The sequence below is a fragment of the Rhizobium sp. LEGMi-198b genome (genome assembly GCF_054114205.1).
Genome location: NZ_JBSYVH010000001.1, coordinates 1,339,133 through 1,364,283 on the forward strand (window position 1 = coordinate 1,339,133; position 25,151 = coordinate 1,364,283).

A 25,151-nucleotide genomic window follows, 5' to 3' on the forward strand; every position below is an offset into this window, starting at 1 on the left:
ACGTAAGGAGTCGGATATGACCGATGTATCGCCCGTTCTCGACCGTGCGGACCAGAACCTTCCGTCCAGCCTCGATAATCTGTTCGAACTGCTGCGCATCAAATCCATCTCGACCGATCCGGCCTTCAAGGCGGAATGCCGCAAGGCGGCGGAATGGCTGGTCGCCTACCTGACCTCGCTCGGCTTTACCGCCTCCGTGCGCGACACACCCGGCCATCCGATGGTCGTCGCCCATCACGACGCAGCAAATGCCGATGCGCCGCATGTGCTGTTCTACGGCCATTACGACGTGCAGCCAGTCGATCCGATCGAGCTTTGGGAGAGCGATCCCTTCGAGCCTGCCGTTAAGAACTTGGGCAATGGTCGCAAGATCCTGACCGGCCGCGGCACCTCCGACGACAAGGGTCAGTTGATGACTTTTGTCGAAGCGGTCCGAGCCTACAAGGAAATCAAGGGTGCGCTTCCGGTCCGCATCAGCATCCTGTTCGAAGGTGAAGAGGAATCCGGCTCACCGTCGCTGAAGCCTTTCCTCGAAGCCAATGCCGCCGAGTTAAAGGCGGACTATGCGCTGGTCTGCGACACCGGCATGTGGGACGGCGATACGCCGGCAATCTCGGCCGGCTTGCGCGGCCTCGTCGGTGAAGAAATCATCATCAATGCTGCCGATCGCGACCTGCATTCCGGCATGTTCGGCGGCGCGGCCGCCAATCCGATCCATATCCTCGCCGATATTCTCGCCGGCCTGCATGACGAGACCGGCCGTATCACGCTCGACGGCTTCTATGACGGCGTCGAGGAGACGCCGGGCAATATCAAGGCTTCTTGGGAAACGCTCGGCATGACGACAGAAAAATTCCTCGGCGAAGTCGGCCTCTCTATTCCCTCGGGCGAAAAGGGCCGTTCGGTGATGGAACTCACCTGGGCACGGCCGACGGCTGAGGTCAACGGCATCACCGGCGGCTATACCGGCGCCGGCTTCAAGACCGTCATCGCCGCCAAGGCGTCGGCGAAAGTTTCGTTCCGCCTCGTAGGGCAGCAGAACCCGGAAGCAATCCGCGAGAGTTTCCGCGCTTACGTGCGCTCGAAGGTTCCGGCCGATTGCTCGGTGGAATTCCACGAGCATGGCGCCTCGCCGGCAATCCAACTCTCCTACGATTCGCCGGTGCTGACCAAGGCGAAGAATGCTCTTTCCAACGAGTGGCCGAAGCCGGCTATCGTTATCGGAATGGGCGGATCGATCCCGATCGTCGGGGATTTCCAGAAGATGCTCGGCATGGAATCCCTGCTGGTCGGCTTCGGCCTCGCCGACGATCGCATCCATTCGCCGAACGAGAAATACGAGCTGAGATCCTACCACAAGGGCATCCGCTCCTGGATCCGCATCCTGGATGCGCTTGCGGCTTGAGCTACTAAGCGGTGATGGTGCCTCTCACCTTCTCCTCTCGGGGAGAAGGTTCCAACCCCAACGGCTGCTCCAGCAGCATCGTCGGTTCAACCGGAAAGAGGCTATCTGCCGACCAGATCGAATGCATGCGCCTTGCCGAGCACGCTGACATGGACAGTGCTGCCGATCTCCGGCAGGCCCACGCTGGAGCTTTTGATGGTAAGCGGCGCGGCGCCTGCGGCATTGGCGAGGGCAAGCGTCACCGTGCAGACCGCGCCGCCGAATTCGACGTCGATGACCTCACCGGCGCATAGGACACCGGAAGTTTCGCCATCGATCGCATTGAACCGCAATTGCTCGGGGCGCAGCATGATTTCCGCTCGGCCCCGCCGGCCGTTCGCGTCGGTCGGGATGCGGCCAAGCGCGCAATCGGCAAAGCCATCGCCCAGTTCCGCCGGCAGCAGGATGGCGTCTCCAAGGAAAGTGGCCGTCTCGCGGTCGCAGGGATTGAGATAGAGCGTTTGCGGCGTTCCGGCCTGCACCAATTTACCCTCGCGCAGCACGGCCACCTGATCGGCGAAGGAGAGCGCTTCCGCCTGGTCGTGCGTTACCAGGATCGTGGTGATACCGGCGTTCTGCAACACGCGGGCAACGGCCTTGCGCATGTTTTCTCGCAGGCCGGTATCGAGCGCGGAAAAGGGCTCGTCCAGCAACATCAGCCTGGGCTTGCGGCCGAGCGCACGGGCAAGCGCCACGCGCTGCTGCTGGCCGCCGGAGAGCTGGTGCGGGCGGCGATCGAGCATGCCGCGATCGAGCTCCACCATATCGATCAGCGCGTTGATCTGTTCGGCGCGATCGGCCAGCCCGCGCTCCATGCCGAAGCCGATATTGTCCGCCACGCTCAAATGCGGAAACAATGCGCCGTCTTGCGAAACGATACCGATGCCGCGGCGGTGGGCAGGCACGACGGCTGGCCCATTCGCCAGCAAGTGATCTTCCAGCACCACCTGGCCGGCATCCGGAGTCTCGAAGCCGGCGATGATGCGCAGCAGCGTCGTCTTGCCGGAACCGGAAGGGCCGACGACGGCGGTGCGGCTGCCGGCAGCGACCGTGAGGTCGATATTGTCAAGCGCGTGCACCGGGCCATAGTGCTTGCTGATATTCTTGATCGCCAGAAAGGTCATTGTCCGGCCGTCCGCTTGGATTGCGCATAGAGAAGAAGGGTGAGCGGCAGCGACAGCACTACCATCATGAAGGCATAGGGCGCGGCGGAGACATAATCGATCTCGCTGGTGAGCGACCAGAATTTCGTCGCCAGCGTCTCCGTGCCGTTGGGCGACAGCATCAGCGTCGCCGTCAATTCGTTGGTAATGCCGAGAGCCGCAAGCGCCACGCTCGCCGCGAAACCGGGAGCGGCGAGGCGCATGGTGATCTGCCGCACGGCTTGGCCCGGCGTGCGCCCCAACGCCATGGCGGCGCGTTCGAGCTCGACCGGCGCCTGGGCGATGCTGGAGCGCAAGCCCACCATGGCGCGCGGCAGGAACAGCAGGACATAGGCGAGCAACAGTGTCGCAAAGGTCTGATAGAGCGGCAGTATCAGCCGCACGGTGATCGACACCAGCGCCAAAGCGACCACGACGCCCGGCAGCGAGCCGACATAATAGTGGCAGGCTTCGAGGATGCGCTGTAGCCGGCCGGGCGCGCGTACCGAGAGCCAGGCCATGGGGATAGCGGCGATGGTGGCCAGCACACCGCCTGCAACGGCAAGCACGATCGTCTGCAGCAAAGTTGAGCCGATCGTATCCATCCGCCAGATGCCGGCACCGCCGAGATAGAGCCAGCGCGCCAGCGTCACGAACGGCACGCCGAGCGTCAGCACGGCCGCTGCCAAGGGCAGCGCAATGGCCGGGATGACGAACCAGCCGAGACGACGGCGGTCCGCCGGCCGGGCCGCACCGGAGCCGACACGGGCATACCGCTCATTGCCGCGCACCAAGACCTCGATGCCGAGCAGCAGAAGGCAGCAGAAGACGAGAACGCCGCCGAGCATGTTGGCGGCCGGGCTGTTATAGGCGGACTGGAACTGGTCGACGATCGCCGTCGAAAAAGTGTCGAAGCGGATCATCACGTAGAGACCGTATTCCGCCAGCAGATGCAGCCCGATCAGCAGCGAGCCGCCGCAGATGGCGAGGCGAAGCTGTGGCAGGATCGCCCGGAAGAAGACCCGCCAGGGGCCGAGGCCGAGCGAGGCCGCGGCATCCTCGATCGCCGGATCGAGGCGGCGCAACTGTGCAGCCACCGGCAGATAGAGGAAGGGATAATAGGCAAGCACGGAAACCAGCACGCCGCTCCAGAGCCCGCGCATGCCCGGCAAGAGGCTGACCCAGGCGTAGCTGTGCACGAAGGCGGGCACCGCAAGCGGCGCGACCGCCAGCCAGGACCAGATGCGGGAACCCGGGATATTCGTCCGCTCGGTCAGCCAGGCGAGCGTGACGGCAAGCGCGATGCAGAGCGGGATGGTGCAGACTTCGAGAAGGACTGTATTGGTCAGCAATTCGCCGACGCGACTGCGGAAAATGAGCGCAATGGCGTCGCTCCAGCCGGTGTCGACCGTGATCCAGACAATGAAGCCTAGCGGCACGAGGCTCAGAAGGGCGACGACGGATGCAAGGGCGATGACGGAAGCGTGCGGAACACGGCCACCGGACGCAGCGGTCAACGGAGGTAATCGCAGGGCAGCGGCCTGAGCGGCCGGCGCGGCATATGTGTTCTTCTGCAGCAAGTCTTAGCTGCCTTTCACGCCCTGAAATAGGAAAGCAATCGCCACTAAAGGCGATTGCCGGGATCGAAATGGCCGAATGGCCATCCGCATGCCCCTAGCAGGGCATGCGGACCGGATGCAAGGGGCTACCCTTCATTGACGCATAAGCCTTTCCGAAAACCGCTTCGCAGTTTTCGGGGTTATGCGTTAGATCAAACCGGCTTCGGTCATGAGGTCGGTGACCTTCTTGCTGTTCAGCTTGGAAGGCTCGACCTTGGGCGCCTGCAGCTCGGAAAGCGGCACGAGCTTCGGGTTGGACTGAGCACCATTGCCCACGGCATATTCATAGGAATCACCATCACGCAGAACGGCCTGGCCGCCCTTGCCGGTGATCCATTTCAGGAACGCCTGAGCTTCCTTCTTGTGCTGGCTGGAGGCGAGGACGCCGCCGCCGGAGATGCTGACGAAAGCGCCCGGATCCTGGTTCTTGAAATAGTGCAGCGCGACGTTCTTGCTGTTTTCGCCCGTCTTCGCCTGATCGCCGAACCAGTAATAGTGATAGATCACGGCACCCTCGATCTCGCCGGCATTGACGGCCTTCATGGCAACGCTGTTGCCCTTGTAGGGTGTTGCGTTTTCCTTCAGCGCCTTCAGCCAGGACTTGGTGACGTCCTCGCCCTTCAGTTCGAGAAGCGCGCTGACGATCGCCTGGAAGTCGGCGCCGGCCGGCGAGGCACCCCAACGGCCCTTCCACTTGGGATCGGCGAGGTCGAGCAGCGACTTCGGCAGATCGCCCTCTTTCAGCTTGGTCTTGTCATAGGCGAAAACCGTCGAGCGGGCGGCAACGCCGACCCAATCGCCATCAGCCGCCTTGAAGGTTTCCGGCACCTGCGCCAGCGTATCGGCATCCACCGGTGCAAAGAGCTTGCTGGCGTCGACCAGCGTCATGCCGGGAGAATTTTCGGTCAGGAACACGTCTGCGGGAGATGCGGCGCCTTCCTCGACGATCTGGTTGGCGAACTGCATGTCACTGCCGTTGCGGATCGTCACCTTGATGCCGGTTTCCTTGGTGAAGCCATCTGCCCAGGCCTGCGTCAACGCCTCGTGCTGTGCATTATAGACGACGATGCCTTCAGAATCGGCGGCGTTGGCCGTCAGCGGCGCAAGCGCAAGACCCGCGGCAAGCGCCAAGGCGCTGGTGAGATGGGTAAAGGAAAAAGTCATCGGCATCCTCTCGCTGAAACCCGTCCGTGACGGTGGTGCGGTAGCCTATATTTTTCTTGACTATCGTTTTCAAGTTTCCGCACGTTCTTTTTTATCACAAAAGTTTGAAAAGGGAGTCAAGATTTGGGGGTCGCTCCCTGACAAGGTCCGACCAAGTGCGGGAGATAAAGGTCTGATCAAAGAAAAAGCCGCGGCGCTTTCACACCGCGGCTTTCTTGATGCTTCAAAGCTTCGATCAGTTGTCGCGCGTCTCGAGCGTTTTGCTGAAGAAGATCGCAACGAGCGTGCAGACGACGCCCGAGAGCAGGTAGAGGCTGGTATAGACTAGGCCGAACTGGCTGGAGAGGGCGAGCGCGACGAAGGGTGCGAAGCCGGCGCCGATCAGCCAGGAGAGGTCCGAGGTCAATGCCGAGCCACTATAGCGATAGTTCCGGCTGAAGCGTGAGGCGCTGGCGCCAGCGGCCTGGCCGAAGGAGAGGCCGAGCAGCGTGAAGCCGACAACCACGTAGATATGGCGACCGGTGACACCGCCATCGAGCAACCAGGGTGCGACGAAAGCAAAGGCCGCGATCAACACAGCGCCAAGGGCAAGCTGGTTGCGGCGGCCGATACGGTCGGCGAGCAGGCCGGAACAGACGATTGCGGCGATACCGCAGATCGCACCGAGGAATTCCACCAGCAGGAACGAACCGGGGGATTGCGCGCTGTAGAGCGTCACCCAACCAAGCGGAAACACCGTGACCAGATGGAAGGTCGCGAAGCTTGCCAGCGGCACGAAAGCGCCGATCAGCACGTCGCGGCCATGCACGCGCAGAAGCTCCGTCATCTTGACCGGTTCGAGTTCATGGCGCTCCAGCAACGCGCCGAATTCCGGTGTGGCGACCAGGCGGAGCCGGGCGAAGAGAGCCACGACGTTGACCATGAAGGCGCAGAAGAAGGGATAGCGCCAGCCGTACTCCAAGAAATCGAACGTCGAAAGACTCGTTACGAAATAGGCGAAAAGAGCGCTCGCCAGCATGAAGCCGGTCGGCGCGCCGAGCTGCGGGATCATCGCATACCAGCCGCGGCGATCGGCGGGCGCGTTGAGCGCGAGCAGCGACGCCAGGCCATCCCAGGCGCCGCCGAGCGCTAGACCCTGGCCGATGCGCAGGGCCGCGAGCAGGATGATCGCATAGACGCCGACTTCGCTATAGCCGGGCAGGAAGCTCATTGACGCCGTGGAGCCACCGAGCAGGAACAGCGCGACCGTCAGCTTGACGCCGCGGCCGTAGGTGCGGTCGATCGCCATGAAGATGAACGAGCCGATCGGGCGGGCGATAAAGGCAAGCGAAAAAACCAGGAAGGAAAGCAGCGTGCCCTGCAAGGGATCCGCGAAGGGGAAGATCAGCTTCGGGAAAACCAGGACCGATGCGATGGCGTAAACGAAGAAATCGAAAAACTCGGACGTGCGACCGATGATCACGCCGATGGCGATATTGCCGGGGTCGACAGTGGCGCGAGCATGCATGTTGCGTGCATCGCGTTCTAAACCTGAAGACGTTGGATTTAAGGATTCATGTGTGGCGCTGGCCATATACGGGAGCCTCCCTCTCCGGACGCGAATTCCTCCACGAAATCGCGTCGAGGTAAGATGTTTTATCAAACTTACGAACTTATCAAGTATCGTGCATGGAATAATTCGCGAATTGGCGATTGGATCTGGCCTAATTTCCGTCTTTTGCCGCCACAATCCCACGGCGGCGCGCTGCGGCCGGTAGCCATATCCGCCGATCTCGGTATATTAGCCGCAACAAAGCAACTGCGCGTTGGAAAACCTTCTGGATTTCTCAAGATTTTCCCGATAGGGGAAGTTGCGCCCCGATACCGCATTGCACCCAAGCTTGCTGCGGTGCGACGAAACACCTCATACCGTTCATGACCGCCGTCCTTTAGTCGCCATACGGTCAATAACAAAAAGAGCTTTGAGACGTGCCAAGACTATCGAAGATTTTCAGCCGCTTATCCGTCCTACCGCTCATCTTGCTGCTCTCGGGCTGCAACATGGTGGTGATGGCTCCCTCCGGCGACATCGCCGTGCAGCAACGCGACCTTATCGTCGTCTCGACCGTCCTGATGCTGTTGATCATCATACCGGTGATTTTCCTAACCCTGTTCTTTGCCTGGAAATATCGCCAGTCGAACACGACAGCACCCTATAATCCGGACTGGCATCATTCGACCCGCCTCGAGCTCGTCATCTGGTCGGCGCCGCTCGCCATCATCATCGCGCTCGGCGCGGTGACCTGGATCAGCACCCACCAGCTCGACCCCTACCGGCCGCTCGACCGCGTCGCCGCCGGCAAGCCGGTGACCACCACGACAAGACCGCTGAATGTCGAAGTCGTGGCGCTCGATTGGAAATGGCTGTTCTTCTATCCCGATCTCGGCATCGCCACGGTCAACGAAATGGCCGCGCCGGTGGATGCGCCCATCAACTTCAAGATCACGGCCTCCTCGGTGATGAACTCGTTCTTCATTCCCGCGCTCGCCGGCCAGATCTACGCCATGCCTGGCATGGAAACGAAGCTGCATGCCGTCATCAACAAGCCGGGCGAATATCAGGGCCTGTCCGCCAACTACAGCGGCGCCGGCTTCTCGCATATGCGCTTCAAGTTCCATGGTCTGAGCCAGGCCGACTTCGACCAATGGGTCCAGAAGGTCAAGAGCCAGGGCTCGACCCTCGGCCGCCCGGAATATCTGACGCTCGCCAAGCCGAGTGAAAGAGAGCCGGTGCGTTACTACAATTCGGTCGACGACGGCCTATACGACGCCATCCTCAATATGTGCGCCGATCCCAGCAAAATGTGCATGGGCGAGATGATGCATATCGACGCCAAGGGCGGCGCCGGCAAGGACAGCCAGGAAAACCGCGAGCGCCTGATCTACGACAACCGCGGTGCGGATGCAGGCGAAGTGACGCCGGTCAAGGCTGACGGCAGCGCTGGCCATACCATGCAGCAAGGCGACAACTCGATGCAGGGCATGGGCTCCATGCAGGGCATGGATATGGGCAACGGCTCTTCTTCCGATTCGTCGACCGGTTCGGCGCAGCATCAGGGTCACTGATCCGGTGCGCTCAATAACAAGACATTCATAAGGGACAGAGGCGATCCATGTTTTCCAACCCGGACCTCTATAAATTCATCTTCGGTCGGCTGACGCTCGATTCGATTCCCTATCACGAGCCTATCCTCGTCGTGACCTTCATCGGCGTTGCCCTCGGCGGTATCGCCCTTCTCGGCCTGCTGACTTATTTCCGTCTTTGGGGCTATCTCTGGAAGGAATGGTTCACCAGCATCGATCACAAGAAGATCGGTATCATGTACGTCGTGCTGGCACTCATCATGCTGCTGCGCGGCTTCTCCGACGCATTGCTGATGCGCCTGCAACAGGCGATCGCCTTCAACGGTTCCGATGGCTATCTGCCGCCGCACCACTACGACCAGATCTTCACCGCCCATGGCGTCATCATGATCTTCTTCGTGGCGATGCCCTTCGTCACCGGCCTAATGAACCTCGTCGTGCCACTGCAGATCGGCGCACGCGACGTCTCCTTCCCCTTCCTCAACAACTTCTCGTTCTGGATGACGACGGCCGGCGCGATCATCATCATGATCTCGCTCTTCATCGGCGAATTCGCCAAGACCGGCTGGCTGGCCTATCCGCCGCTTTCCGGCATCGCCTATAGTCCCGACGTCGGCGTCGATTATTACATCTGGGGCCTGCAGGTCGCGGGTATCGGAACGACGCTTTCGGGCATCAACCTGATCGCGACCATCGTCAAGATGCGCGCTCCGGGCATGACCTTCATGAAAATGCCGGTCTTCACCTGGACCTCGCTCTGCACCAACATCCTGATCGTCGCGAGCTTCCCGATCCTGACCGCCACGCTCGCATTGCTGACGCTCGATCGCTACGCCGGCACGAACTTCTTCACCAATGACCTCGGCGGCAATCCGATGATGTATGTCAACCTCATCTGGATCTGGGGCCACCCGGAAGTCTACATTCTGGTGCTGCCGGCCTTCGGCGTCTTCTCGGAAGTCGTCGCCACCTTCTGCGGCAAGCGCCTGTTCGGCTACGCCTCGATGGTCTACGCCACCTGCGTGATCATGATCCTCTCCTACCTCGTCTGGCTGCACCACTTCTTCACGATGGGCTCGGGCGCCAGCGTCAACTCCTTCTTCGGCATCACGACGATGATCATCTCGATCCCGACGGGTGCGAAGCTGTTCAACTGGCTGTTCACGATGTACCACGGCCGCATCCGCTACGAAGTGCCGATGCTGTGGACCGTCGGCTTCATGGTGACCTTCACCATCGGCGGCATGACCGGCGTCATGCTCGCGGTTCCGCCGGCCGACTTCGTGCTGCACAACTCGCTGTTCCTGATCGCCCACTTCCATAATGTGATTATCGGCGGCGTGCTCTTCGGCATGTTTGCGGGTGTCAACTACTGGTTCCCGAAGGCCTTCGGCTTCAAGCTCGATCCTTTCTGGGGCAAGATGAGCTTCTGGTTCTGGCAGATCGGCTTCTGGTTCGCCTTCATGCCGCTCTATATCCTCGGTCTGATGGGTGTTACCCGCCGCGTCAACCAGTTCGACGATCCGTCGCTGCAGATCTGGTTCATCATCGCAGCCTTCGGCGCCGGATTGATCGCCATCGGCATCGCCTGCTTCCTCATCCAGCTCGCCGTCAGCTTCATGAAGCGCGAAGAGCTTCGCGATCACACCGGCGACCCCTGGAACGGCCGTACGCTGGAATGGTCCACCTCGTCGCCGCCACCGGCCTACAACTTCGCCTTCACGCCGATCGTCTATGATCACGACGCCTGGTGGGACATGAAGAATCGCGGCTATAAGCGTCCGACGGAGGGTTTCATCCCGATCCACATGCCGAAGAACACGGGCACGGGCGTCATCCTCGGCGTTCTCTCCATCGCCTTCGCATTCGGCATGATCTGGTACATCTGGTGGCTCGCCGCCATTACCTTCGTCGCCATGATCGCCATTACGATAGGCCATACCTTCAACTATAAGCGCGACTTCTACATTCCCGCCGACGAGGTCGTGAAGACTGAGGCCGAGCGCACGAAGGCGCTCGCAGGACAGGTATAAGACCCATGACGACCCATACCGTACCCGCTTCCAAGGATGGCGAAGCTACCGCCTTCTACCTGACGGAGGAGCATCATCCGGAAGGCAGCACGATGCTCGGCTTCTGGCTCTACATCATGAGCGACTGCCTGATCTTCGCGGTGCTCTTTGCCACCTATGCCGTGCTCGGCCGCAGCTATGCGGCCGGTCCGTCGCCGGCCGACCTGTTCGAGCTGCCGGTCGTCGCCCTCAACACGACGATGCTGCTGCTCTCCTCCATCACCTATGGCTTCGCCATGCTGACCATGGAGAAGGACAACAAGTCGGCGACGCTGTTGTGGCTGGCGATCACCGGCCTGTTCGGCGCCGCCTTCATCTATTTCGAACTGAACGAATTCTATCACCTGATCCTGGAAGGCGCCGGCCCGCAGCGCAGCGCCTTCCTGTCGGCCTTCTTCACGCTGGTCGGCACGCACGGCCTGCACGTCACGAGCGGCCTCGTCTGGCTGATCACGCTGATGGTGCAGACAAGCCGGCACGGGCTCATTCCCGCTAACAAGCGCCGTCTGATGTGCCTGTCGATGTTCTGGCACTTCCTCGATGTCGTCTGGATCGGCGTGTTTTCCTTCGTCTACCTCATGGGAGTTCTCGGATGAGCTCGAACGCCAATTCTTCGCATCATTCCGCCGACGCCCACGCTCACGGCCATGGTCACGGTCACGGTCACGGCCATGGCGGCCATGAGGCCGGCCACGGCACGTTCAAGAGCTACGTGACGGGGTTCATCCTCTCCGTCATCCTGACTGCCATCCCCTTCTGGCTGGTCATGGCCAAGGTCTTCTCCGATCCGGCCGTCACGGCGGTGTTGATCATGATCCTCGGCGCCATCCAGATCATCGTGCACATGATCTATTTCCTGCACTTGAACACCAAGTCGGAAGGCGGCTGGAACATGATGGCGCTGATCTTCACCATCGTGCTGGTGGTCATCGCGCTTTCCGGCTCGCTCTGGGTCATGCACCACCTCAATTCCAACATGATGCCCATGTCGCCCGACATGATGCGCAATATGCCGTAACAAACCGGACGGCGGGTGTCCCCACGGATGCCCGCCGCTTTTCCAGCGTAAGATTTCCGCTGGGCTACTGCTTCGAGCATCCGATGGGACGAGCAGCAGTATTTTTTAGATGATGCATGATCTTATCCGAACGCCGCCTCGCACTTTTCGGAATCATGCGACAGCGCCTCCGATGGAGTTCAGCGCCTTGACCGATACCCCCACCGACACTCTTTCCAAAAAGCCCCGCTCCACGCTCGCGCTTGCCATCTGGGTAATCCTGCTTCTGCTATTGACCGCAGCGCTCATTGCGCTCGGCACATGGCAGGTGAAGCGGCTGTCCTGGAAGCTGGATCTGATCGCCCGCGTCGATGCCCGGGTGCATGCGCCGCCCGTGGCCGCCCCCGGCCCGGCGGAATGGTCCGCGATCGACGCCGCCGGCTACGAGTACAAGCATGTTCAGGCGACCGGCACCTTCCTCAACGATAAGGAAGCGCAGGTCTATGCCTCGACCGCGCTCGGCCCCGGTTATTGGGTGCTAACGCCGATGAAAGCGGCTGACGGCACGATTATCATCGTCAATCGCGGTTTCGTGCCGACCGACAAGCGCAATCCGGACACCCGCCCCGCCGGCGAACTGACCGGCGAGACGACCGTCACCGGCCTGCTCAGGATCAACGAGCCGAGGGGCACGCTGCTGCGCTCCAACGTGCCATCGGAAGAGCGCTGGTATTCCCGCGACGTTACGGCGATCGCCGCCGCGCGGGGCCTTCAAAACGTCGCGCCCTATTTCATCGATGCGGACGATACGAAAAATCCGGGCGATCTGCCTGTCGGTGGCCTGACGCAGATCGTCTTCCCCAACAATCATCTCGTCTACGCCATCACATGGTACGGGCTTGCCGTAATGACATCAGGCCTTGCCGCCTATCTTATCTATTTTGAGCGGCAGCGAGCGAAGGCGAGCCGCTAACCACTATCTTACGGCATTCGGAAAACGAAGCTGCCAGCGGCGGCCGTCGCTGGTCATCTCCACGATGCCGAGCGATTCCACATCGATCGTCCAGAACGCGGTAGGCGGCGCTTGCAACACATGGAGAATAGCGGCACGGATGACGGTCGCATGCGTGACGACGACGCTGTGACCGCCCTCGCCGGTGTGGCTCTTCATCCAATCGCCGACGCGGGCGAGGACGGCGGATAAGGGTTCGCCACCATGCGGCGCCGCATCCAAATCCAGCATCCACCGCGACAGCGCTTCCGCATCGGCTTCGTGTAACTCGGTGATCGACCGGCCTTGCCAGCGCCCATAGTCGCACTCGCGGAAAGATGGTTCCGTTGCAGCGTCAAGTCCCATAGCCACAGCCGTCTGGCCGGCCCGTAGAGCCGGGCTCGTCCACGCGCGGTCGACCGTTCCAAGCTGCGCGGCAAGCAGGCCGGCCTGTTGAGTGGCCTTTGCCTCCAGCGGCTCATCTACCGGAAACCGGTTCTTCCGGTTGGCTTCGGTCATTCCGTGGCAGACCCAGCTCAAACGCGCTCTCATAATATCCTATATCCTCAGACCGGGTCCGCTGCCGCGACTTTCGATCACGGCAACGCCTTGATTGACAATCGTCTTTGCAGCCAGCTATAAGCTTAGTCTTACGGGTGTGGAAGCCGGTGAAATCCCGGCGCGGTCGCGCCACTGTAATCGAAGGGCGGATACCGCCCCTAGAGAGCCAGACCCTTCCCGTAAAAAACCCTTCCGTAAATGGAACGCGCTCTTCTTAAAGGGAAATAAAATGGCTGATACCACCTTCGCATCGACCGCAATCCCGACGCCGATCCCGGTTGGCGAAATCATGCCTTGGGCGATTTTCGCCGGTCTTCTCCTCATGCTGGCGATCTATTTCATCGGCACCGAGCAAGGTGCGACCGCACTGATGTCGGGCTCCTATGTGCACGAATTCGTGCACGACGCGCGCCACCTGCTCGGGTTCCCCTGCCACTAAGGGGTCTGGAACATGGTTGGACGTCTTTTGCTCCGCGGCATGCTGGTCGGAGTGCTGGCGGGTGTTCTCATTTTTGCCTTCGCCCATACTTTCGGCGAGCCGCTCGTCGAGCGGGCGATCGCGTTTGAAGAGCAGGCTGCCCAGGCGGCAGGCGAAGCCCCGGAACCGGAGATCGTCAGCCGCGCCACCCAGGCAGGCCTCGGCCTCTTCACAGGTGCCCTGGTCTATGCAACGGCAGTCGGCGGGCTCTTTGCCCTGGTCTTCGCCTATGTCTATGGCCGTGTCAGCCCCTTTGGCGCCCGCGGCACTGCCGCGCTGCTGGCAATCGCCGCCTTCATCGCCATCTCCCTGGTTCCCGACATCAAATATCCGGCCAATCCGCCGGCGGTCGGCAATCCGGACACTATCGGCGCGAGGACCGAGCTGTTCTTCGTGATGATCGTTGCCTCCGTCGTCGCCATGGTTGCCGCAGTGTCCCTCGCCCGCGGTCTGGCGACGCGCTACGGTTCATGGAACGGCGTGATTTTCGCCGGCATCGCCTACATCGTGTTCATCGGCCTGGTTCAATACCTCCTGCCGACGATCAACGAAGTGCCGGAGCAGTTCTCCGCCGTCGTGCTCTGGCGCTTCCGCATCGCGTCGCTCGGCATGCACGCGATCCTGTGGGCGACACTCGGCCTCGCCTTCGGGGCATGGGCCGAACGTGACCTGCCGCAGGTTCGCTACGGTCGCACATCCATGCGCCGGGCCTGAAATGGCAAGCCTGACATGTCCCCCGCATGACTTTTTGCGGGGGATATACTGGCGGCGACCAGCCATTCTGTTTTCGGTCTTTTATCTGATCTGCGCACTCGGCTTGCCGCTGGAGGCGAAGGCGCATAGCGGCAGCTCGTCCGGAACTCGTGCGGGCATTCCGATACCAAGCTTGACCCATGGCGAAATGGCCGTGATCGCTCCTTACTACGGGCGCATCATCGCGCTTGCCTCATCGGCGTCCGATACCGACGAGTCCTTCCGTCGCGTGCTGAACTTCGCACAGATCCAGCGTGCCTATTGCCTTTGGGGCGTCATGCCGGGAAGCGTTGGCGATGAAGACAGTCCTTTTAACGAATGCTCGCATGCCTATCTCGCCGCCGCCAAGATGGCGCTGCTGCAGATGCGGACGATGAAGGACGAAATGGCTGCCGCCGGCGACCTCGTCTCGGAGATCGACGGCGCGCTGGTACGCAACAATCTGTCGCTTATTCTCTGCCAATTCAGCAACGAAGGCTTCAACACCGCCGACTTGATCCGGCCACGGCTCGCCGGCATCTTTCTGCACGTCAAAAGCCTCGCCGCGACGATGCTGGCGCTGATGACGGCAGTGGCCGCGCTGTGGTGGACCGCGCGGCTCCTGCGGACGAAACCGGCCATTGCCGATTAGAGCAATTCCAGGAAAAGTGCGAAACGGTTTTCCGTCCGGAATGCGTAAAAACAAAGAGATAGAGCGGGAAAGCGATTCCATGAATCGCTTTCCCGCTCTAGTAGACGACACCCGCCGTCACCGGACGGCGGTGTGTCTTATTTTACCAATCACGCGGCCGGCCTCGCCAACCACCGTCCCATCCGTCACGATAATAAGGACGATGGCCATACCAGCCCCAACGCGGCGGTGGCGCCCTGTAATATCCCCAGCCATAACCGCGCGGCGGCCCATAGCGGTTCGGCCGGCATACGCCGCGCGGCGTCAAATGCCAGCCACGGCCGCAGGCATAATCAACGTTGACGACCGGCGCTTTAGCCACGGTCCCAACAGCGGCGATAGGCATTGCTTCTGCCGAAGATACGACAAGGCTGCCGAGTACGGCAGCAACGGCAATCACGGGCAATCTCATCGTGATGATCTCCATTCAAGTCCCTTACAAGCGGATTTAAATCCCCGCTGGCTGAACCCCGGGTGAACCGAAAAAGGCCTTTTCGCGGCAAAATCAAGACGTTGAACGTGGAGTTGCAATGCGCGTGTCGCCCACTGCCGCCTTAGGAGAGACGTTCGCAACAAGAAGTTCAGTATCGACACCACGAGTACGCGTCACGAGAGCGTCATCAACCGCGCTTAAATGAAGACCTTATTTGCGATAGGGAGTTTGAGATGGTCGACGTCGTTTCAAGCAATTCGGAGGGTGGTGACCACCCTGTTCACGGCGCAGGCGGTTCCGCCAAATGGTTCCTGCCGCTCTTCGGCATCGTCGTACTCGGCGGCCTTGCTTACGTTGGCTATGCCCTTGGCAACGATCTTGCCAATGCGGCGGCGGTTCCGTGGATCCTGCTCGGATTGGCGTTGCTGATCGCGCTCGGCTTCGAATTCGTCAACGGTTTCCACGATACGGCCAATGCGGTCGCTACCGTCATCTACACCCGTTCGCTGCCGGCCGAATTTGCGGTTATCTGGTCGGGATTCTTTAATTTCCTCGGCGTGCTGACCTCTTCCGGTGCCGTCGCGTTCGGCATTCTGGCGCTGTTGCCCGTCGAACTGATCCTGCAGGTCGGCTCGGGCTCCGGCCTTGCCATGGTCTTCGCCCTGTTGACCGCCGCCATCGTATGGAACCTCGGCACCTGGTATCTCGGCCTGCCGGCTTCGAGCTCGCACACGCTCGTCGGCTCCATCATCGGCGTCGGTCTTGCCAATCAGTTCCTGGCGCCGGCCGGTTCCGCCACGAGCGGTGTCGACTGGTCGCAGGCAAGCAATGTCGGCCTGTCGCTGCTGCTGTCGCCGATCATCGGCTTCTGCCTAGCCGCTGTGTTGTTGCTGGTCTCCAAAGTTCTGATCCGCAACAAGGAGCTTTATGAAGCGCCGAAGGGCAATACGCCACCGCCGCTGTGGATCCGCGGCCTGCTGATCTTCACCTGCACCGGCGTCAGCTTCGCCCATGGTTCGAACGATGGCCAGAAGGGCATGGGTCTGATCATGCTCATCCTTATCGGCCTGGTGCCGACCGCTTTCGCGCTGAACAAGACGCCCGATGTCAATTACCTCGATGCCTACAAGGCAGCCTCGGCGCAGGTCGAGACGGTACTCGGCAAGTATGTGAAGGCCGGCGTCGCCACGCCTGCAGACCCGAAGGCTGCCGTCAGCGTTGCCGTGAAGAGCAAGACCTGGACGGACGAAACGACGCCAGCACTGCAGGCCTATATCCACGCCACCAGCGCTGAAATCGCCGCCTATCCGAGCGTCGAAAAACTGCCGAACGGCCTCGTCGGCAACGTTCGTAACGACATCTACCTGATCGGTGAATCGTTGAAGCTCATAGACAAGCAGAAGCTGCTGCAGATGAGCCCGGATGATCTGAAGGCCGTGACCAACTATCACGCCGCGGTCGATCACGCGACCAAGTTCATTCCGCTCTGGGTGAAGGTTGCGGTGGCGCTGGCACTCGGCCTCGGCACCATGGTCGGCTGGAAGCGTATCGTCGTCACCGTTGGCGAAAAGATCGGCAAGACGCACCTGACCTATGGCCAGGGCGGCGCCGCCGAAGTCGTCGCCATGCTGACGATCGGCGCGGCCGACCATCTCGGCCTGCCGGTTTCGACCACGCACGTCCTGTCCTCCGGCGTCGCCGGCACGATGGCCGCCAATGGTTCCGGTCTGCAGTGGTCCACCGTCCGCAACATGCTGATGGCCTGGATTCTGACGCTGCCCGCCTCGATCGCGCTTGCCTTCGTGCTGTTCATCGTGCTCCGCCAGGTCTTTTGACCGGTGCCGCCGAGCTATCGAGCTGCGGCGGCTCAGCAGGCAAAAATATCGTCAAGAGATGATGGCGCCCTTGAGGCGCCATTATTCTTGCGGCTTGTTGCCGTTGGCGCCGAGGCCGGAGAGCTTGGCGAGTTCCGAACGGCGATTCGCATAATTCTGGGCGACCATCGGATAGTTGGGAGCAAGACCCCATTTTGCGCGATATTCCTCGGGCGTCATGCCGTAATGAACGCGCAGGTGCCGCTTGAGCGTCTTGAAGCGTTTCCCGTCCTCGAGGCAAATGATGTAGTCGTTCGTCACCGATTTCTTGAGATCGACGGCCGGAACAGGTTTGGCTGACTCCATCGGAGATGCGGATCCATTCAAAGCCTGCAGCGCTTCATGCACATCCGCGATCAGCTTCGGAAGGCTCCCGGCAAGAACAGGGTTGTGGCTGACATAGGCCGAAACAATCTTCACACAGCCGTCAAACAGAACATGCGTTTGCGACTGGGGCAGGTCTCTTCTGTTATTGAAAGCGTCCATCATCGTTTCCCGAATCTCGTGTGGCCTGGCGTCGGCCGCCTCGCGTGACTGCTTCATGTACAAAGCCATTCGTGAATCTTGCATCGGTTTCAAACTCCACAGGTTTTGGTTGCGGCACCCTTGGCATTTCTTGATGAGGACGCCTGCTCATTGCCGGTCTTTCTTCACGGGCTCTGCATGGCCAGCCGCATCTGTAAGGTCCTCTGCAGGACCCGCAAAATCCTTTGCAGGATCTGCAAAGTCCTTTGCAGGATCTGCAAAGTAAGTGGCCAGCTTGGTACACAGGAGGATGAGGGGAATGCCGAGCATGAAGGCGGCATAGGTTGGATTGCCGTTGCAATGACGCAGTGTCTGAAGGATGAGTTTTCGCTCAACATCCTCCACGGTCTGGCCGACGAGAACGCCGACGGCGGTGTTCACGGTGCGCGGCACAAGGTTGTCGTCGCTGGCGGAGAGGTGTGCGACGATCTCATCGATCAGCCGCTCTTCGCTTGCCGTCGCCAGTACGATGCCGGTGGCGCTGTCGAGTTCACAAAAGACATAAAGGCCGTTTTCGGGATCGATCGTGACCCGTCCGGAGGCATTTCCCGAGATGTTGTGAATAATGATGTGCGGCTCGTCTCCGCCCACAAGAGCGAACGGCAAGTCGCTACCGATGTACGAAGCACCGGGGAACAGGCCCTGCAACTCCTGGAATAGCAGACTAAGCCGAGCTTGCGCCTGCACATCCTGTGCGGCCGAGAAATCATGGTCCCGAGCGAAGGAAGGATGTTTGATCATGCCGTCACCTCCGCGATCAAGCCGCGCGTCCCGCCGATGGACTCCTGGCCCCAGGTTCGTTTTGCCGAGCAGCTTCGCGAGACAAGGCGCGGAATATTCATCCAACCTCCCGTAGGCCGAATTTACGCATTTGTGGAAGCTGCTGAAGCGCCATGGGCCTGGACAGAAGGAAGCCCTGCGCATGCGTCCCGCCGGTTGAGCGTGCCGCCTCCAATTGCGCCTCGGTTTCTATCCCCTCGACAACAACCAGGGGCGCCAGACAGGATGCAAAACCGACCAAGTGATACAGGCTATCATGGCCATCCCGGCCGGGCCTGATATCGCGGATGAAGGACGCATCGATTTTGACGATATCGGCCGTAACCTGCAGCAGGTGCGAGGGGGTCGCATAGCCGGTGCCGAAATCATCGATCGCAATGCGGCAACCGAGTGCACGTATCATCTTCAACCGCTCGACGGGCGCGCCGACGAGCGGATAGGTCTCGGTAACTTCAACGACAAGCCGGGACGTGAGCTCGGGCTGGCGGCTGATTCGATTGAAGATATCGGCAAATCGATCCGGCGCGGACAAAGTGGCTGCGGATAGATTGCAGCCGAGTGTCAGTGCCGCATCCGCCGTCAAGGCAGACAGAACCAACTCCAGCATGCGGAGATCGAGGTCGAAGCGACCTTCCAGTCGCTCCAACTGCGGCACGAAGGCGCCTGCGGTGTGAACGACACCCTCGGCATCCGTTACACGCGCCAGGCATTCGGCATAGAGGATCGCTTCAATGTCTTGGGCGTCATGGATCGGTTGTACGACAAAGCTCAAGCCGCCCTTGGCGATTGCCTTTAAAATCAGGGCGCTATGCCCCTTGTCAATCCGGTTTCCTCTACCGCTCATCAAGCCTCCAAAGGCTGCAAGATGGGCAGCGAACAGAAATTCGGAAAGAAAAGGGAACGTCTGAAAAAGACGCAAAGAAGGGGGGAGCATGGGATTTCTGGTGCCTAAAAGCCGCCTTTTCCATCTCCCGGACCCTTTAGCTCAAGGTAACTAGAATTTTCCTTCCCCAAGCAGAAATGTCGCATCAGGGCGACAACTGACTTAGAATCACTATATTACTAATATGTAAACTAGTGTCATCGAACATTCAATTGATACGAGTTTTTCTAGTTACTAATTCAATTACTGCCGAAGCGGGCGGCGACAATCTTCCGCCGCGAGCCAAAGGGCCGCTATATTGAGGGGTGGCTCAGGCGCCCAAGTTTTTCCCGGCGCGGGTTCAATCAAAGTGCTGAACGGATTTACTGTTCGGTAGCGTCTGCGTCGGACTGCGGCCACCAGTTCGCTTGCCTTGCCTCCCGCAGGGCGTGGTCGAGCGGCGGGAGATCTGCATGCCACAGCCGCTCCCACTCGAGGCTCATGACGCCGTCATAGCGATCGGCGGCCAATGCAGAGAGCAGCGCCGCCATCGGAAACTCGCCGGCGGCGGGGGGCGTGTAAGTATATGGCAGCTTCCCGCTCGGCTTCGAGATGCTGTCCTTCACATGCAGGTGCCTGGTATTGCGACGGACTTGCTTCCAGGTCTCCGCGGGATCTTGTCCGCCTTTGCGCCAGGTATGATGCGTGTCCCAGAGCAGGGCGCAATCGGGTGCCGCTTCCAGAAAGCGGCCGAGCGCATCCGGATAAACGAGAAAATCGTGTGTCTCCACCATGATATCCGATGCAAAACCCTCGCGCCTTGCCGTCTCGCGCCACCATTCGAGCGTCGACAGCGCCTCGGAAAGTTCGCCGGCATCACCGGTGCTGCCGCCATCGAAAATGCGCAACGCTTTTATGCCGGCCGCCTCGGCCCAGGGAAGATAACGCAGGAACTCTTCCTTCGCTTGCGGCGTAGCGCCGACGAGGCGCATCGACGTGTTAAGCGCACAAACGGCCACAGGGGCTCGCTCGAGCGCATGGACAAGGCCTGCCGGAGTGCCGAACCGCTCGGCAAAATAGGCCGGCAGATCGATCATACCGCCGAGAGCACGAATTTCGATCGCATCGAGGCCATGACGTGCGGCCAGAGCCAGGGCCTCATCCAATTCCAGTTCTGCGCAGCCCAGTGTCGAAAATGCCAGCGATATCAGAGGGGCTTTGACGTCAATGGCGGTAACCATCGCATCCTCCGCTTGGTTCCTGGAATATGAATAGGTGACGCTCGCCAACGCGATGTCTCTCGAACCAAGCGCGACGCTAGTAACTAAACGGATAATTGTGAAGCATCCTTTGAGCGTCAAGGGCCATGGTTGTCATGGCTTCCAAAAGGGAGCTCAGCCACCCCTTTCAAATGCGCCGATCCACGGCGTCCATGATTCTTATCAAAGGCCGGGAACATTCCCTTCAGATGATGGTTTTCTGTGCGTGATCGAGGGGCGCGAAAATTCCCACCAAAGCATTGGCGTCCGCCGGCACGGCATGCATCGAGACAAAAATTTCCAAAAAACAATCATTGATGTGGAGGAGAGCATAATGCCGACTGAACAGGGACATGAGTGGATCAAAAGACGTGCATATTCTCTGTGGGAAGAAGCGGGCCGTCCGCACGGCCGCGATCAGGAACATTGGAATCAGGCTGTTGCCGAGCGGGAAGATCTTGAGCGCACGCGGGCTTCCGTGGACGGCGAAGACATTCTCATCAAGTTCAGGGGAAAAAAGCCCATCCTCGGTAAAGCACCAGAACCTCAACCATTCTCGAAATTGACTGGCACGAGATAAGGCTCGGTATCTCCGAGGCAACAGCCAAGCCGTCGCATGGGAAGCTGCCGAGCATGTCGGTGGCTCCAATGAGGTTTGGTTCGCACAGGCTGTCACTGATGGCGGTACGCTTGATAAGCGTTAGCTGCCGAAGATCGTCCGCATTGCCTTCAGGAGGGCGCGCGCACTGCGCTCCTGTCCGGTTTTGGAGAGAGGCAGATGGCGCACATGATCGGCTCGGGCGGAGAGTCTTGCGGCTATTTCCTCCGCCATGGCCGGGCGCGCGTCGAGCAGCGGCGCAAAGCTCTGTTGATCGATTTCATAGACGGTGACGCGCGTGAGCGCCTGCAGTGTGCAGACTTCGCCCATCCCCGCAAGCAAGCCGCTCTCGCCGAAGAAATCCCCGGGCGAAAGCCGTCTCTGTTCCTGCTCGCCATAGCGCATTGCGACGATCCCTGCGCGAACGATCATCATCGAGGCCAACATTTGTCCCTGATGAACAATGACGTCGTTCTTCTGATATTCACGGACCGTGCATGATCGGGCCAGAAGTTCCTTCTCGGACATCGTCAGACCAAAGAAAATGGGGATCGCCTCAATGAGGGCAAGCGGCGTTATTTCAGGCGGCTTGGCGCTCTCTTCGCTGGGCGGTTCGTTCATAAGTGCGATAGCCGATGGTGGCATCGCCAACAGCAATCCGGCGGATTTGCAGTGGCGATAAAACAGATCCATCACTTCATTTCGGGCTTTCGTGCGCAGCGATGGATTCCTGACCCAGAACTGCAGCTCGATTTCCAGGGCGACAGCGTCCAAATTCTTCAGCGCCACCTGTGGGGGCGGTTCCCTGACGATCGAATTACAACCGGCCAAGACCGACTGCATGACGTCCTCGACGATGGAGGGCATCCGCGTCGGCGCCACCCGCACCGTCATTTTGAGAAGATGCGTTTCATCGGGCTGGCTGATGTTCGTCAGTCCGAGTTTGGCAAGGACGCTGTTGGGCAGAGCGACGACGTTGTTTGCTCCGGTCAGAACCTGTGTCGACCGCCAGGTGCTGGCAATGACACGCCCCTCCGTCCCGTCCGCGAGCAGAATCCAATCGCCCAGGGAATAGCTCCGCCCGAGAGTAAGAGCGATGCCGGAGAAGACATCCCCGAGGGTGTTTTGCAGTGCCAGACCGAGGACGATAGCAATCACGCCTGATGTGGCGACCAGCGTTCCGATCGGAATGCCAAGCACGAAGGCCAGCGCCGACAAGGTGACGCAAAGATAGACCAGCCCGACCACGATATCCTGGAGAAGGTGCTCCTCGTGTGGCTTGCCTTCGAGAACCAGGTAGATGCGCACGAAACCGATGATCGCCCATGCGAGATGAAGCCACCACAGCAATTTCGCCATGATGACGGCAAAAGCATGCGCGTCTTCCAGGCCGTAGCCTTGAAACCGGATAGGCGAGATGTCGCTGCCGATAAGAACGGCGGTCATCGCGGCAAAGAAGCCAATCTCAACGACAAGCCGGAGGTTCACGCGCCAGCGCGGGATCAAATGCCACACGACGATCCCGGCCAGCTCGAGAGTGATCAGCCATGCAAGTGAAGCCCTCGCGAGTCCTTCAAGATATAGCTGCAGCATGATGATCATCTCGGCGCGCGTGGAAAAGCTTCCTGCGAGCCGGACGGCTCGGGCAAATGCGAAGGAACCGTCTCAATCCCAGGCGCGATGGGATGCGACGACGGCTAATGTCGGCAATGTTTGAACATCGGGCCGGTTAGGCAATCTCAGGCCGCCATCGGCTACCGGTAGCCCAATCCCGTTATGTAATCTGCGAGCATATGCTCCTGTAGCTGCTCTTGCTCAAACAGCACCTTCATCGCATCGCGAATATCGAGAACGCCGAGAGGCTTCGAATCCGCGCCGAGTACCGGCATGTTTTGCAGACGCTGCGCCACCATGATCTGCCAGGCGGCCAGGAGCTCGTCATCGGGATCGCAGGAAACGATATTCCGACTCATGAGTGTCACCACCGAAGCGTCCGGTTCTCGGTCCATAAGGTGGCGAATAAGGTCGGACTTGCTGAGCACGCCGGTTGCCTTGCCATTTTCGCCGCTCACGACAGCCAATCCTATCCCGGGATTGGAAAGCGAGAGGGCGGCGGTTTCCAGCGTGGCGTTGACATCGATCACCATCAGGCGAGCCGATGTCATTGTGTTTAGTCGTTCGATCCGCATCATGGCCTCCTGAGGTGTCCGAGGGGCGACAAGTATTTCATTCGAGGTTTCGGCTATCCCCGAGACCGAAGAGCCCGATCGAGGTGGCGGCGCGACGCGGCGCCCCATTCACAACCCCAGCAAGTCATGGGGACCCACAGCGTCAGCCACTGTGCGAATGCGCGAGCGGGCGAGCACGCATTGTTTTGCTGGCATTTTCACTGACGCCGTGATGATCGATTGTCAGCTCTTGCGAGCAGATTGGCTGAACCACTGGTCGAAGCCGATGGCGCCCAAGCGCGGGTTGTCGCCTTCCTCCGGGACGAGCGAGCGGTCATCCAACTCCGTGCCGAAATAGAGTGCGTGCGGATCCGCAACGACCTTGCGCGGATCATTGGCCGCTTTCAGGAACCGCGCGACAATGTCGGTGAAGCGCCCCCTCTCCGGCCCGGCGATGTAAACGATGCCGTTCGCCGGCGGCGCAAGCGCCACGTCCGCCATGACATCAGCGACGTCGTCCGACGCGATCGGCTGAAAATTGACGGCCGGCAGGTGCACGGTCTCACCGACGGTTGCCGACTGAGCGATGCCGGCCAGGAACTCGAAGAACTGCGTCGAGTGAACGATGGTATAGGGTATCCCGGAACTCCTGATCAGATTCTCCTGGGCCATCTTGGCGCGCAAATAGCCGCTGCGCGGCAGGCGCTCGGTCCCGACGACCGAGAGCGCGATATGATGCTTAACGCCGGCGGCCGCTTCTGCGGCAAGCAGGTTTCGGCCGGAGGTTTCGAAAAACTCCAGAACGGCCTTGTCCTCGAAGGATGGCGAATTTGCCAGGTCAAGCACGACCTGCGCTCCAGCGACGGCCTGGGCCAATCCTTCGCCGGTAATGGTGTTAACCCCCGTATTCGGGGAGGCGGCGATCACTTCATGACCCTTCTTGCGCAGCCTCTCCGCCGTCTTTGAACCGATGAGGCCCGTGCCGCCAATAATAAGGATTTTCATGTCCAGTCTCCCGATTTGCGGTTTTTAAAATCGCGTTGCTCTTGCGGTCGGTCACGACCAATGCCGGGGAGAATGCGCCAGCTCGGCGCGCGAGCCTATCGAACGGAAGCATTGGCCACACGATGCCAAAGTACAGGTCGGATACATCGGGCGGATGGAAATCCTGGTGGAAGCGCGCCCTGGTCTGCGACTTCGGGCACTGGCTGGGTTCGCCGTGCGTGCAGATAGCCGGCGGCGACACTTATGCTTCACCCTGAATGCTCGGATTCAAGGCAGTTGTTGCGCCGTGGCCGCCGCGCTGTGCCTCGTTGCCTGAGCAGGCGTTAGGTCGTCGAGCGGTTAGCAAATACACGAAAGCCCGCGCGATGGGGGGCTCTGGTGTATTTTGTATCGGTGGGAGGCTTTGAAGCTTGGGCTTTCCGGTTATGGTCCGTCGGCTGCGGCGGTATCGCCAGCGAAGCGGAATGCTTTGGGGTATTGATATTGGAATGTTGTTTGGGAAGGCTTGGTTGCGGGGGCAGGATTTGAACCTGCGGCCTTCAGGTTATGAGCCTGACGAGCTACCGGGCTGCTCCACCCCGCGTTACCAGCGTAAACCGCTTTGCGGTTTATCGCACCTCGAGCGAACCGTTG

General features: G+C 60.3%; 25 protein-coding genes and 1 tRNA gene. 12 read left to right on the forward strand and 14 right to left on the reverse strand.

The genetic code is table 11. The features are described 5' to 3' along the window. Positions 1-16 precede the first annotated feature (16 nt). Complete coding sequence (locus ACXHXG_RS06565) at positions 17-1,405, forward strand: M20/M25/M40 family metallo-hydrolase (RefSeq protein ID WP_457898784.1); 1,389 nt, start codon at positions 17-19, stop codon at positions 1,403-1,405. 101 nt (positions 1,406-1,506) lie between these two features. Here the strand turns inward: ACXHXG_RS06565 and ACXHXG_RS06570 are convergent, their stop codons facing one another. The 4 genes from ACXHXG_RS06570 to ACXHXG_RS06585 form a co-directional block, all read right to left on the reverse strand. Next, on the reverse strand, positions 1,507-2,568 hold the full coding sequence (locus ACXHXG_RS06570) for an ABC transporter ATP-binding protein (RefSeq protein WP_457898785.1): 1,062 nt from the start codon (positions 2,566-2,568) through the stop codon (positions 1,507-1,509). After that, complete coding sequence (locus ACXHXG_RS06575; protein WP_104821578.1) at positions 2,565-4,166, reverse strand: ABC transporter permease; 1,602 nt, start codon at positions 4,164-4,166, stop codon at positions 2,565-2,567. Before ACXHXG_RS06575 ends, ACXHXG_RS06570 begins: the two co-directional genes overlap by 4 nt. 186 nt (positions 4,167-4,352) lie before the next feature. Continuing rightward, positions 4,353-5,369 (reverse strand): iron ABC transporter substrate-binding protein, encoded by a 1,017-nt coding sequence (locus ACXHXG_RS06580; protein WP_283048467.1) that lies wholly within the window; start codon positions 5,367-5,369, stop codon positions 4,353-4,355. Positions 5,370-5,604: 235 nt separating this feature from the next. After that, positions 5,605-6,942, reverse strand: coding sequence for an MFS transporter (locus ACXHXG_RS06585; protein ID WP_104821576.1), 1,338 nt, complete (start codon positions 6,940-6,942; stop codon positions 5,605-5,607). A gap of 57 nt (positions 6,943-6,999) precedes the next feature. Between ACXHXG_RS06585 and ACXHXG_RS06590 the strand changes: the two genes are divergently transcribed. The 6 genes from ACXHXG_RS06590 to ACXHXG_RS06615 all read left to right on the forward strand — a co-directional run bounded on the left by ACXHXG_RS06590 (position 7,000) and on the right by ACXHXG_RS06615 (position 12,534). Beyond that, on the forward strand, positions 7,000-7,287 hold the full coding sequence (locus ACXHXG_RS06590; RefSeq protein ID WP_158704411.1) for a hypothetical protein: 288 nt from the start codon (positions 7,000-7,002) through the stop codon (positions 7,285-7,287). 50 nt (positions 7,288-7,337) lie between these two features. Next, complete coding sequence (gene cyoA, locus ACXHXG_RS06595) at positions 7,338-8,474, forward strand: ubiquinol oxidase subunit II (protein ID WP_104821575.1); 1,137 nt, start codon at positions 7,338-7,340, stop codon at positions 8,472-8,474. A 47-nt stretch (positions 8,475-8,521) separates the two neighbouring features. Next, the gene (gene cyoB / locus ACXHXG_RS06600; protein ID WP_104821574.1) at positions 8,522-10,525 is read left to right on the forward strand and encodes a cytochrome o ubiquinol oxidase subunit I; all 2,004 of its coding nucleotides are present in this window, start codon (positions 8,522-8,524) and stop codon (positions 10,523-10,525) included. A gap of 5 nt (positions 10,526-10,530) precedes the next feature. After that, positions 10,531-11,160, forward strand: coding sequence for a cytochrome o ubiquinol oxidase subunit III (gene cyoC, locus ACXHXG_RS06605; protein WP_104821573.1), 630 nt, complete (start codon positions 10,531-10,533; stop codon positions 11,158-11,160). Next, a complete protein-coding gene (gene cyoD / locus ACXHXG_RS06610) occupies positions 11,157-11,582 on the forward strand; it encodes a cytochrome o ubiquinol oxidase subunit IV (RefSeq protein ID WP_104821572.1) in 426 nt (141 codons plus the stop codon). Before cyoC ends, cyoD begins: the two co-directional genes overlap by 4 nt. 172 nt (positions 11,583-11,754) lie before the next feature. Next, positions 11,755-12,534, forward strand: a complete 780-nt coding sequence (locus ACXHXG_RS06615) for an SURF1 family protein (protein ID WP_457898786.1) — start codon at positions 11,755-11,757, stop codon at positions 12,532-12,534. A gap of 3 nt (positions 12,535-12,537) precedes the next feature. Here the strand turns inward: ACXHXG_RS06615 and ACXHXG_RS06620 are convergent, their stop codons facing one another. Then, positions 12,538-13,104 carry a histidine phosphatase family protein gene (locus tag ACXHXG_RS06620; protein ID WP_104821571.1) on the reverse strand — a complete coding sequence of 189 codons (567 nt, stop codon included), beginning with the start codon at positions 13,102-13,104 and terminating at the stop codon, positions 12,538-12,540. A 238-nt stretch (positions 13,105-13,342) separates the two neighbouring features. Here ACXHXG_RS06620 and ACXHXG_RS06625 point away from each other — a divergent pair, with 238 nt between their 5' ends. Genes ACXHXG_RS06625 through ACXHXG_RS06635 form a run of 3 tightly spaced genes read left to right on the forward strand, consistent with a single transcriptional unit; the run spans position 13,343 to position 14,975 of the window. Further along, complete coding sequence (locus ACXHXG_RS06625) at positions 13,343-13,552, forward strand: CbtB domain-containing protein (protein ID WP_283048454.1); 210 nt, start codon at positions 13,343-13,345, stop codon at positions 13,550-13,552. 12 nt (positions 13,553-13,564) lie between these two features. Further along, a complete protein-coding gene (locus ACXHXG_RS06630) occupies positions 13,565-14,305 on the forward strand; it encodes a CbtA family protein (protein WP_457898787.1) in 741 nt (246 codons plus the stop codon). A gap of 1 nt (position 14,306) precedes the next feature. Beyond that, positions 14,307-14,975 (forward strand): hypothetical protein, encoded by a 669-nt coding sequence (locus tag ACXHXG_RS06635; protein ID WP_457898788.1) that lies wholly within the window; start codon positions 14,307-14,309, stop codon positions 14,973-14,975. A gap of 142 nt (positions 14,976-15,117) precedes the next feature. Here ACXHXG_RS06635 and ACXHXG_RS06640 read toward each other — a convergent pair whose 3' ends face one another. Further along, entirely contained in the window at positions 15,118-15,426 is a 309-nt protein-coding gene (locus ACXHXG_RS06640) for a GCG_CRPN prefix-to-repeats domain-containing protein (RefSeq protein WP_104824939.1), read from the reverse strand. Positions 15,427-15,680: 254 nt separating this feature from the next. Between ACXHXG_RS06640 and ACXHXG_RS06645 the strand changes: the two genes are divergently transcribed. Then, entirely contained in the window at positions 15,681-17,282 is a 1,602-nt protein-coding gene (locus tag ACXHXG_RS06645; RefSeq protein ID WP_457898789.1) for an inorganic phosphate transporter, read from the forward strand. Between the two features lie 81 nt (positions 17,283-17,363). Here the strand turns inward: ACXHXG_RS06645 and ACXHXG_RS06650 are convergent, their stop codons facing one another. The 4 genes from ACXHXG_RS06650 to ACXHXG_RS06665 form a co-directional block, all read right to left on the reverse strand. Next, entirely contained in the window at positions 17,364-17,864 is a 501-nt protein-coding gene (locus ACXHXG_RS06650; protein ID WP_457898790.1) for a Ros/MucR family transcriptional regulator, read from the reverse strand. Between the two features lie 90 nt (positions 17,865-17,954). Then, the gene (locus ACXHXG_RS06655) at positions 17,955-18,692 is read right to left on the reverse strand and encodes a helix-turn-helix domain-containing protein (RefSeq protein WP_457898791.1); all 738 of its coding nucleotides are present in this window, start codon (positions 18,690-18,692) and stop codon (positions 17,955-17,957) included. Beyond that, entirely contained in the window at positions 18,685-19,470 is a 786-nt protein-coding gene (locus tag ACXHXG_RS06660) for an EAL domain-containing protein (RefSeq protein WP_104824937.1), read from the reverse strand. Before ACXHXG_RS06660 ends, ACXHXG_RS06655 begins: the two co-directional genes overlap by 8 nt. 401 nt (positions 19,471-19,871) lie before the next feature. Continuing rightward, positions 19,872-20,729, reverse strand: coding sequence for a sugar phosphate isomerase/epimerase family protein (locus ACXHXG_RS06665; RefSeq protein ID WP_457898792.1), 858 nt, complete (start codon positions 20,727-20,729; stop codon positions 19,872-19,874). A 34-nt stretch (positions 20,730-20,763) separates the two neighbouring features. Here ACXHXG_RS06665 and ACXHXG_RS06670 point away from each other — a divergent pair, with 34 nt between their 5' ends. Further along, positions 20,764-21,327 carry a DUF2934 domain-containing protein gene (locus tag ACXHXG_RS06670; protein ID WP_457898793.1) on the forward strand — a complete coding sequence of 188 codons (564 nt, stop codon included), beginning with the start codon at positions 20,764-20,766 and terminating at the stop codon, positions 21,325-21,327. Between the two features lie 120 nt (positions 21,328-21,447). On the opposite strand, the gene ACXHXG_RS06675 is transcribed toward ACXHXG_RS06670, so the two are convergent. The 4 genes from ACXHXG_RS06675 to ACXHXG_RS06690 form a co-directional block, all read right to left on the reverse strand. Next, positions 21,448-22,938, reverse strand: a complete 1,491-nt coding sequence (locus ACXHXG_RS06675; protein WP_457898794.1) for a cyclic nucleotide-binding domain-containing protein — start codon at positions 22,936-22,938, stop codon at positions 21,448-21,450. 161 nt (positions 22,939-23,099) lie between these two features. Continuing rightward, positions 23,100-23,510, reverse strand: a complete 411-nt coding sequence (locus tag ACXHXG_RS06680) for a CBS domain-containing protein (protein WP_457898795.1) — start codon at positions 23,508-23,510, stop codon at positions 23,100-23,102. 246 nt (positions 23,511-23,756) lie between these two features. After that, entirely contained in the window at positions 23,757-24,518 is a 762-nt protein-coding gene (locus ACXHXG_RS06685) for an SDR family oxidoreductase (RefSeq protein ID WP_457898796.1), read from the reverse strand. Between the two features lie 506 nt (positions 24,519-25,024). Beyond that, positions 25,025-25,101: transfer RNA gene (locus ACXHXG_RS06690), tRNA-Met, on the reverse strand. Positions 25,102-25,151 lie beyond the last annotated feature (50 nt).

What these genes read in the sequence shown, in the direction of transcription:
- ACXHXG_RS06580 (WP_283048467.1), bottom strand. Translation starts at nt 5,369, where the DNA reads ATGACTTTTTCCTTTACCCATCTCACCAGCGCCTTGGCGCTTGCCGCG.
- ACXHXG_RS06685 (WP_457898796.1), bottom strand. Translation starts at nt 24,518, where the DNA reads ATGAAAATCCTTATTATTGGCGGCACGGGCCTCATCGGTTCAAAGACG.
- ACXHXG_RS06625 (WP_283048454.1), top strand. Translation starts at nt 13,343, where the DNA reads ATGGCTGATACCACCTTCGCATCGACCGCAATCCCGACGCCGATCCCG.
- cyoD (WP_104821572.1), top strand. Translation starts at nt 11,157, where the DNA reads ATGAGCTCGAACGCCAATTCTTCGCATCATTCCGCCGACGCCCACGCT.
- ACXHXG_RS06635 (WP_457898788.1), top strand. Translation starts at nt 14,307, where the DNA reads ATGGCAAGCCTGACATGTCCCCCGCATGACTTTTTGCGGGGGATATAC.
- ACXHXG_RS06665 (WP_457898792.1), bottom strand. Translation starts at nt 20,729, where the DNA reads ATGGTTACCGCCATTGACGTCAAAGCCCCTCTGATATCGCTGGCATTT.
- ACXHXG_RS06660 (WP_104824937.1), bottom strand. Translation starts at nt 19,470, where the DNA reads ATGAGCGGTAGAGGAAACCGGATTGACAAGGGGCATAGCGCCCTGATT.
- ACXHXG_RS06570 (WP_457898785.1), bottom strand. Translation starts at nt 2,568, where the DNA reads ATGACCTTTCTGGCGATCAAGAATATCAGCAAGCACTATGGCCCGGTG.
- ACXHXG_RS06620 (WP_104821571.1), bottom strand. Translation starts at nt 13,104, where the DNA reads ATGAGAGCGCGTTTGAGCTGGGTCTGCCACGGAATGACCGAAGCCAAC.
- ACXHXG_RS06590 (WP_158704411.1), top strand. Translation starts at nt 7,000, where the DNA reads ATGTTTTATCAAACTTACGAACTTATCAAGTATCGTGCATGGAATAAT.
- cyoB (WP_104821574.1), top strand. Translation starts at nt 8,522, where the DNA reads ATGTTTTCCAACCCGGACCTCTATAAATTCATCTTCGGTCGGCTGACG.
- ACXHXG_RS06615 (WP_457898786.1), top strand. Translation starts at nt 11,755, where the DNA reads ATGGAGTTCAGCGCCTTGACCGATACCCCCACCGACACTCTTTCCAAA.
- ACXHXG_RS06565 (WP_457898784.1), top strand. Translation starts at nt 17, where the DNA reads ATGACCGATGTATCGCCCGTTCTCGACCGTGCGGACCAGAACCTTCCG.
- ACXHXG_RS06585 (WP_104821576.1), bottom strand. Translation starts at nt 6,942, where the DNA reads ATGGCCAGCGCCACACATGAATCCTTAAATCCAACGTCTTCAGGTTTA.
- ACXHXG_RS06645 (WP_457898789.1), top strand. Translation starts at nt 15,681, where the DNA reads ATGGTCGACGTCGTTTCAAGCAATTCGGAGGGTGGTGACCACCCTGTT.
- ACXHXG_RS06680 (WP_457898795.1), bottom strand. Translation starts at nt 23,510, where the DNA reads ATGACATCGGCTCGCCTGATGGTGATCGATGTCAACGCCACGCTGGAA.
- ACXHXG_RS06630 (WP_457898787.1), top strand. Translation starts at nt 13,565, where the DNA reads ATGGTTGGACGTCTTTTGCTCCGCGGCATGCTGGTCGGAGTGCTGGCG.
- ACXHXG_RS06675 (WP_457898794.1), bottom strand. Translation starts at nt 22,938, where the DNA reads ATGCTGCAGCTATATCTTGAAGGACTCGCGAGGGCTTCACTTGCATGG.
- ACXHXG_RS06650 (WP_457898790.1), bottom strand. Translation starts at nt 17,864, where the DNA reads ATGAAGCAGTCACGCGAGGCGGCCGACGCCAGGCCACACGAGATTCGG.
- cyoC (WP_104821573.1), top strand. Translation starts at nt 10,531, where the DNA reads ATGACGACCCATACCGTACCCGCTTCCAAGGATGGCGAAGCTACCGCC.
- ACXHXG_RS06640 (WP_104824939.1), bottom strand. Translation starts at nt 15,426, where the DNA reads ATGAGATTGCCCGTGATTGCCGTTGCTGCCGTACTCGGCAGCCTTGTC.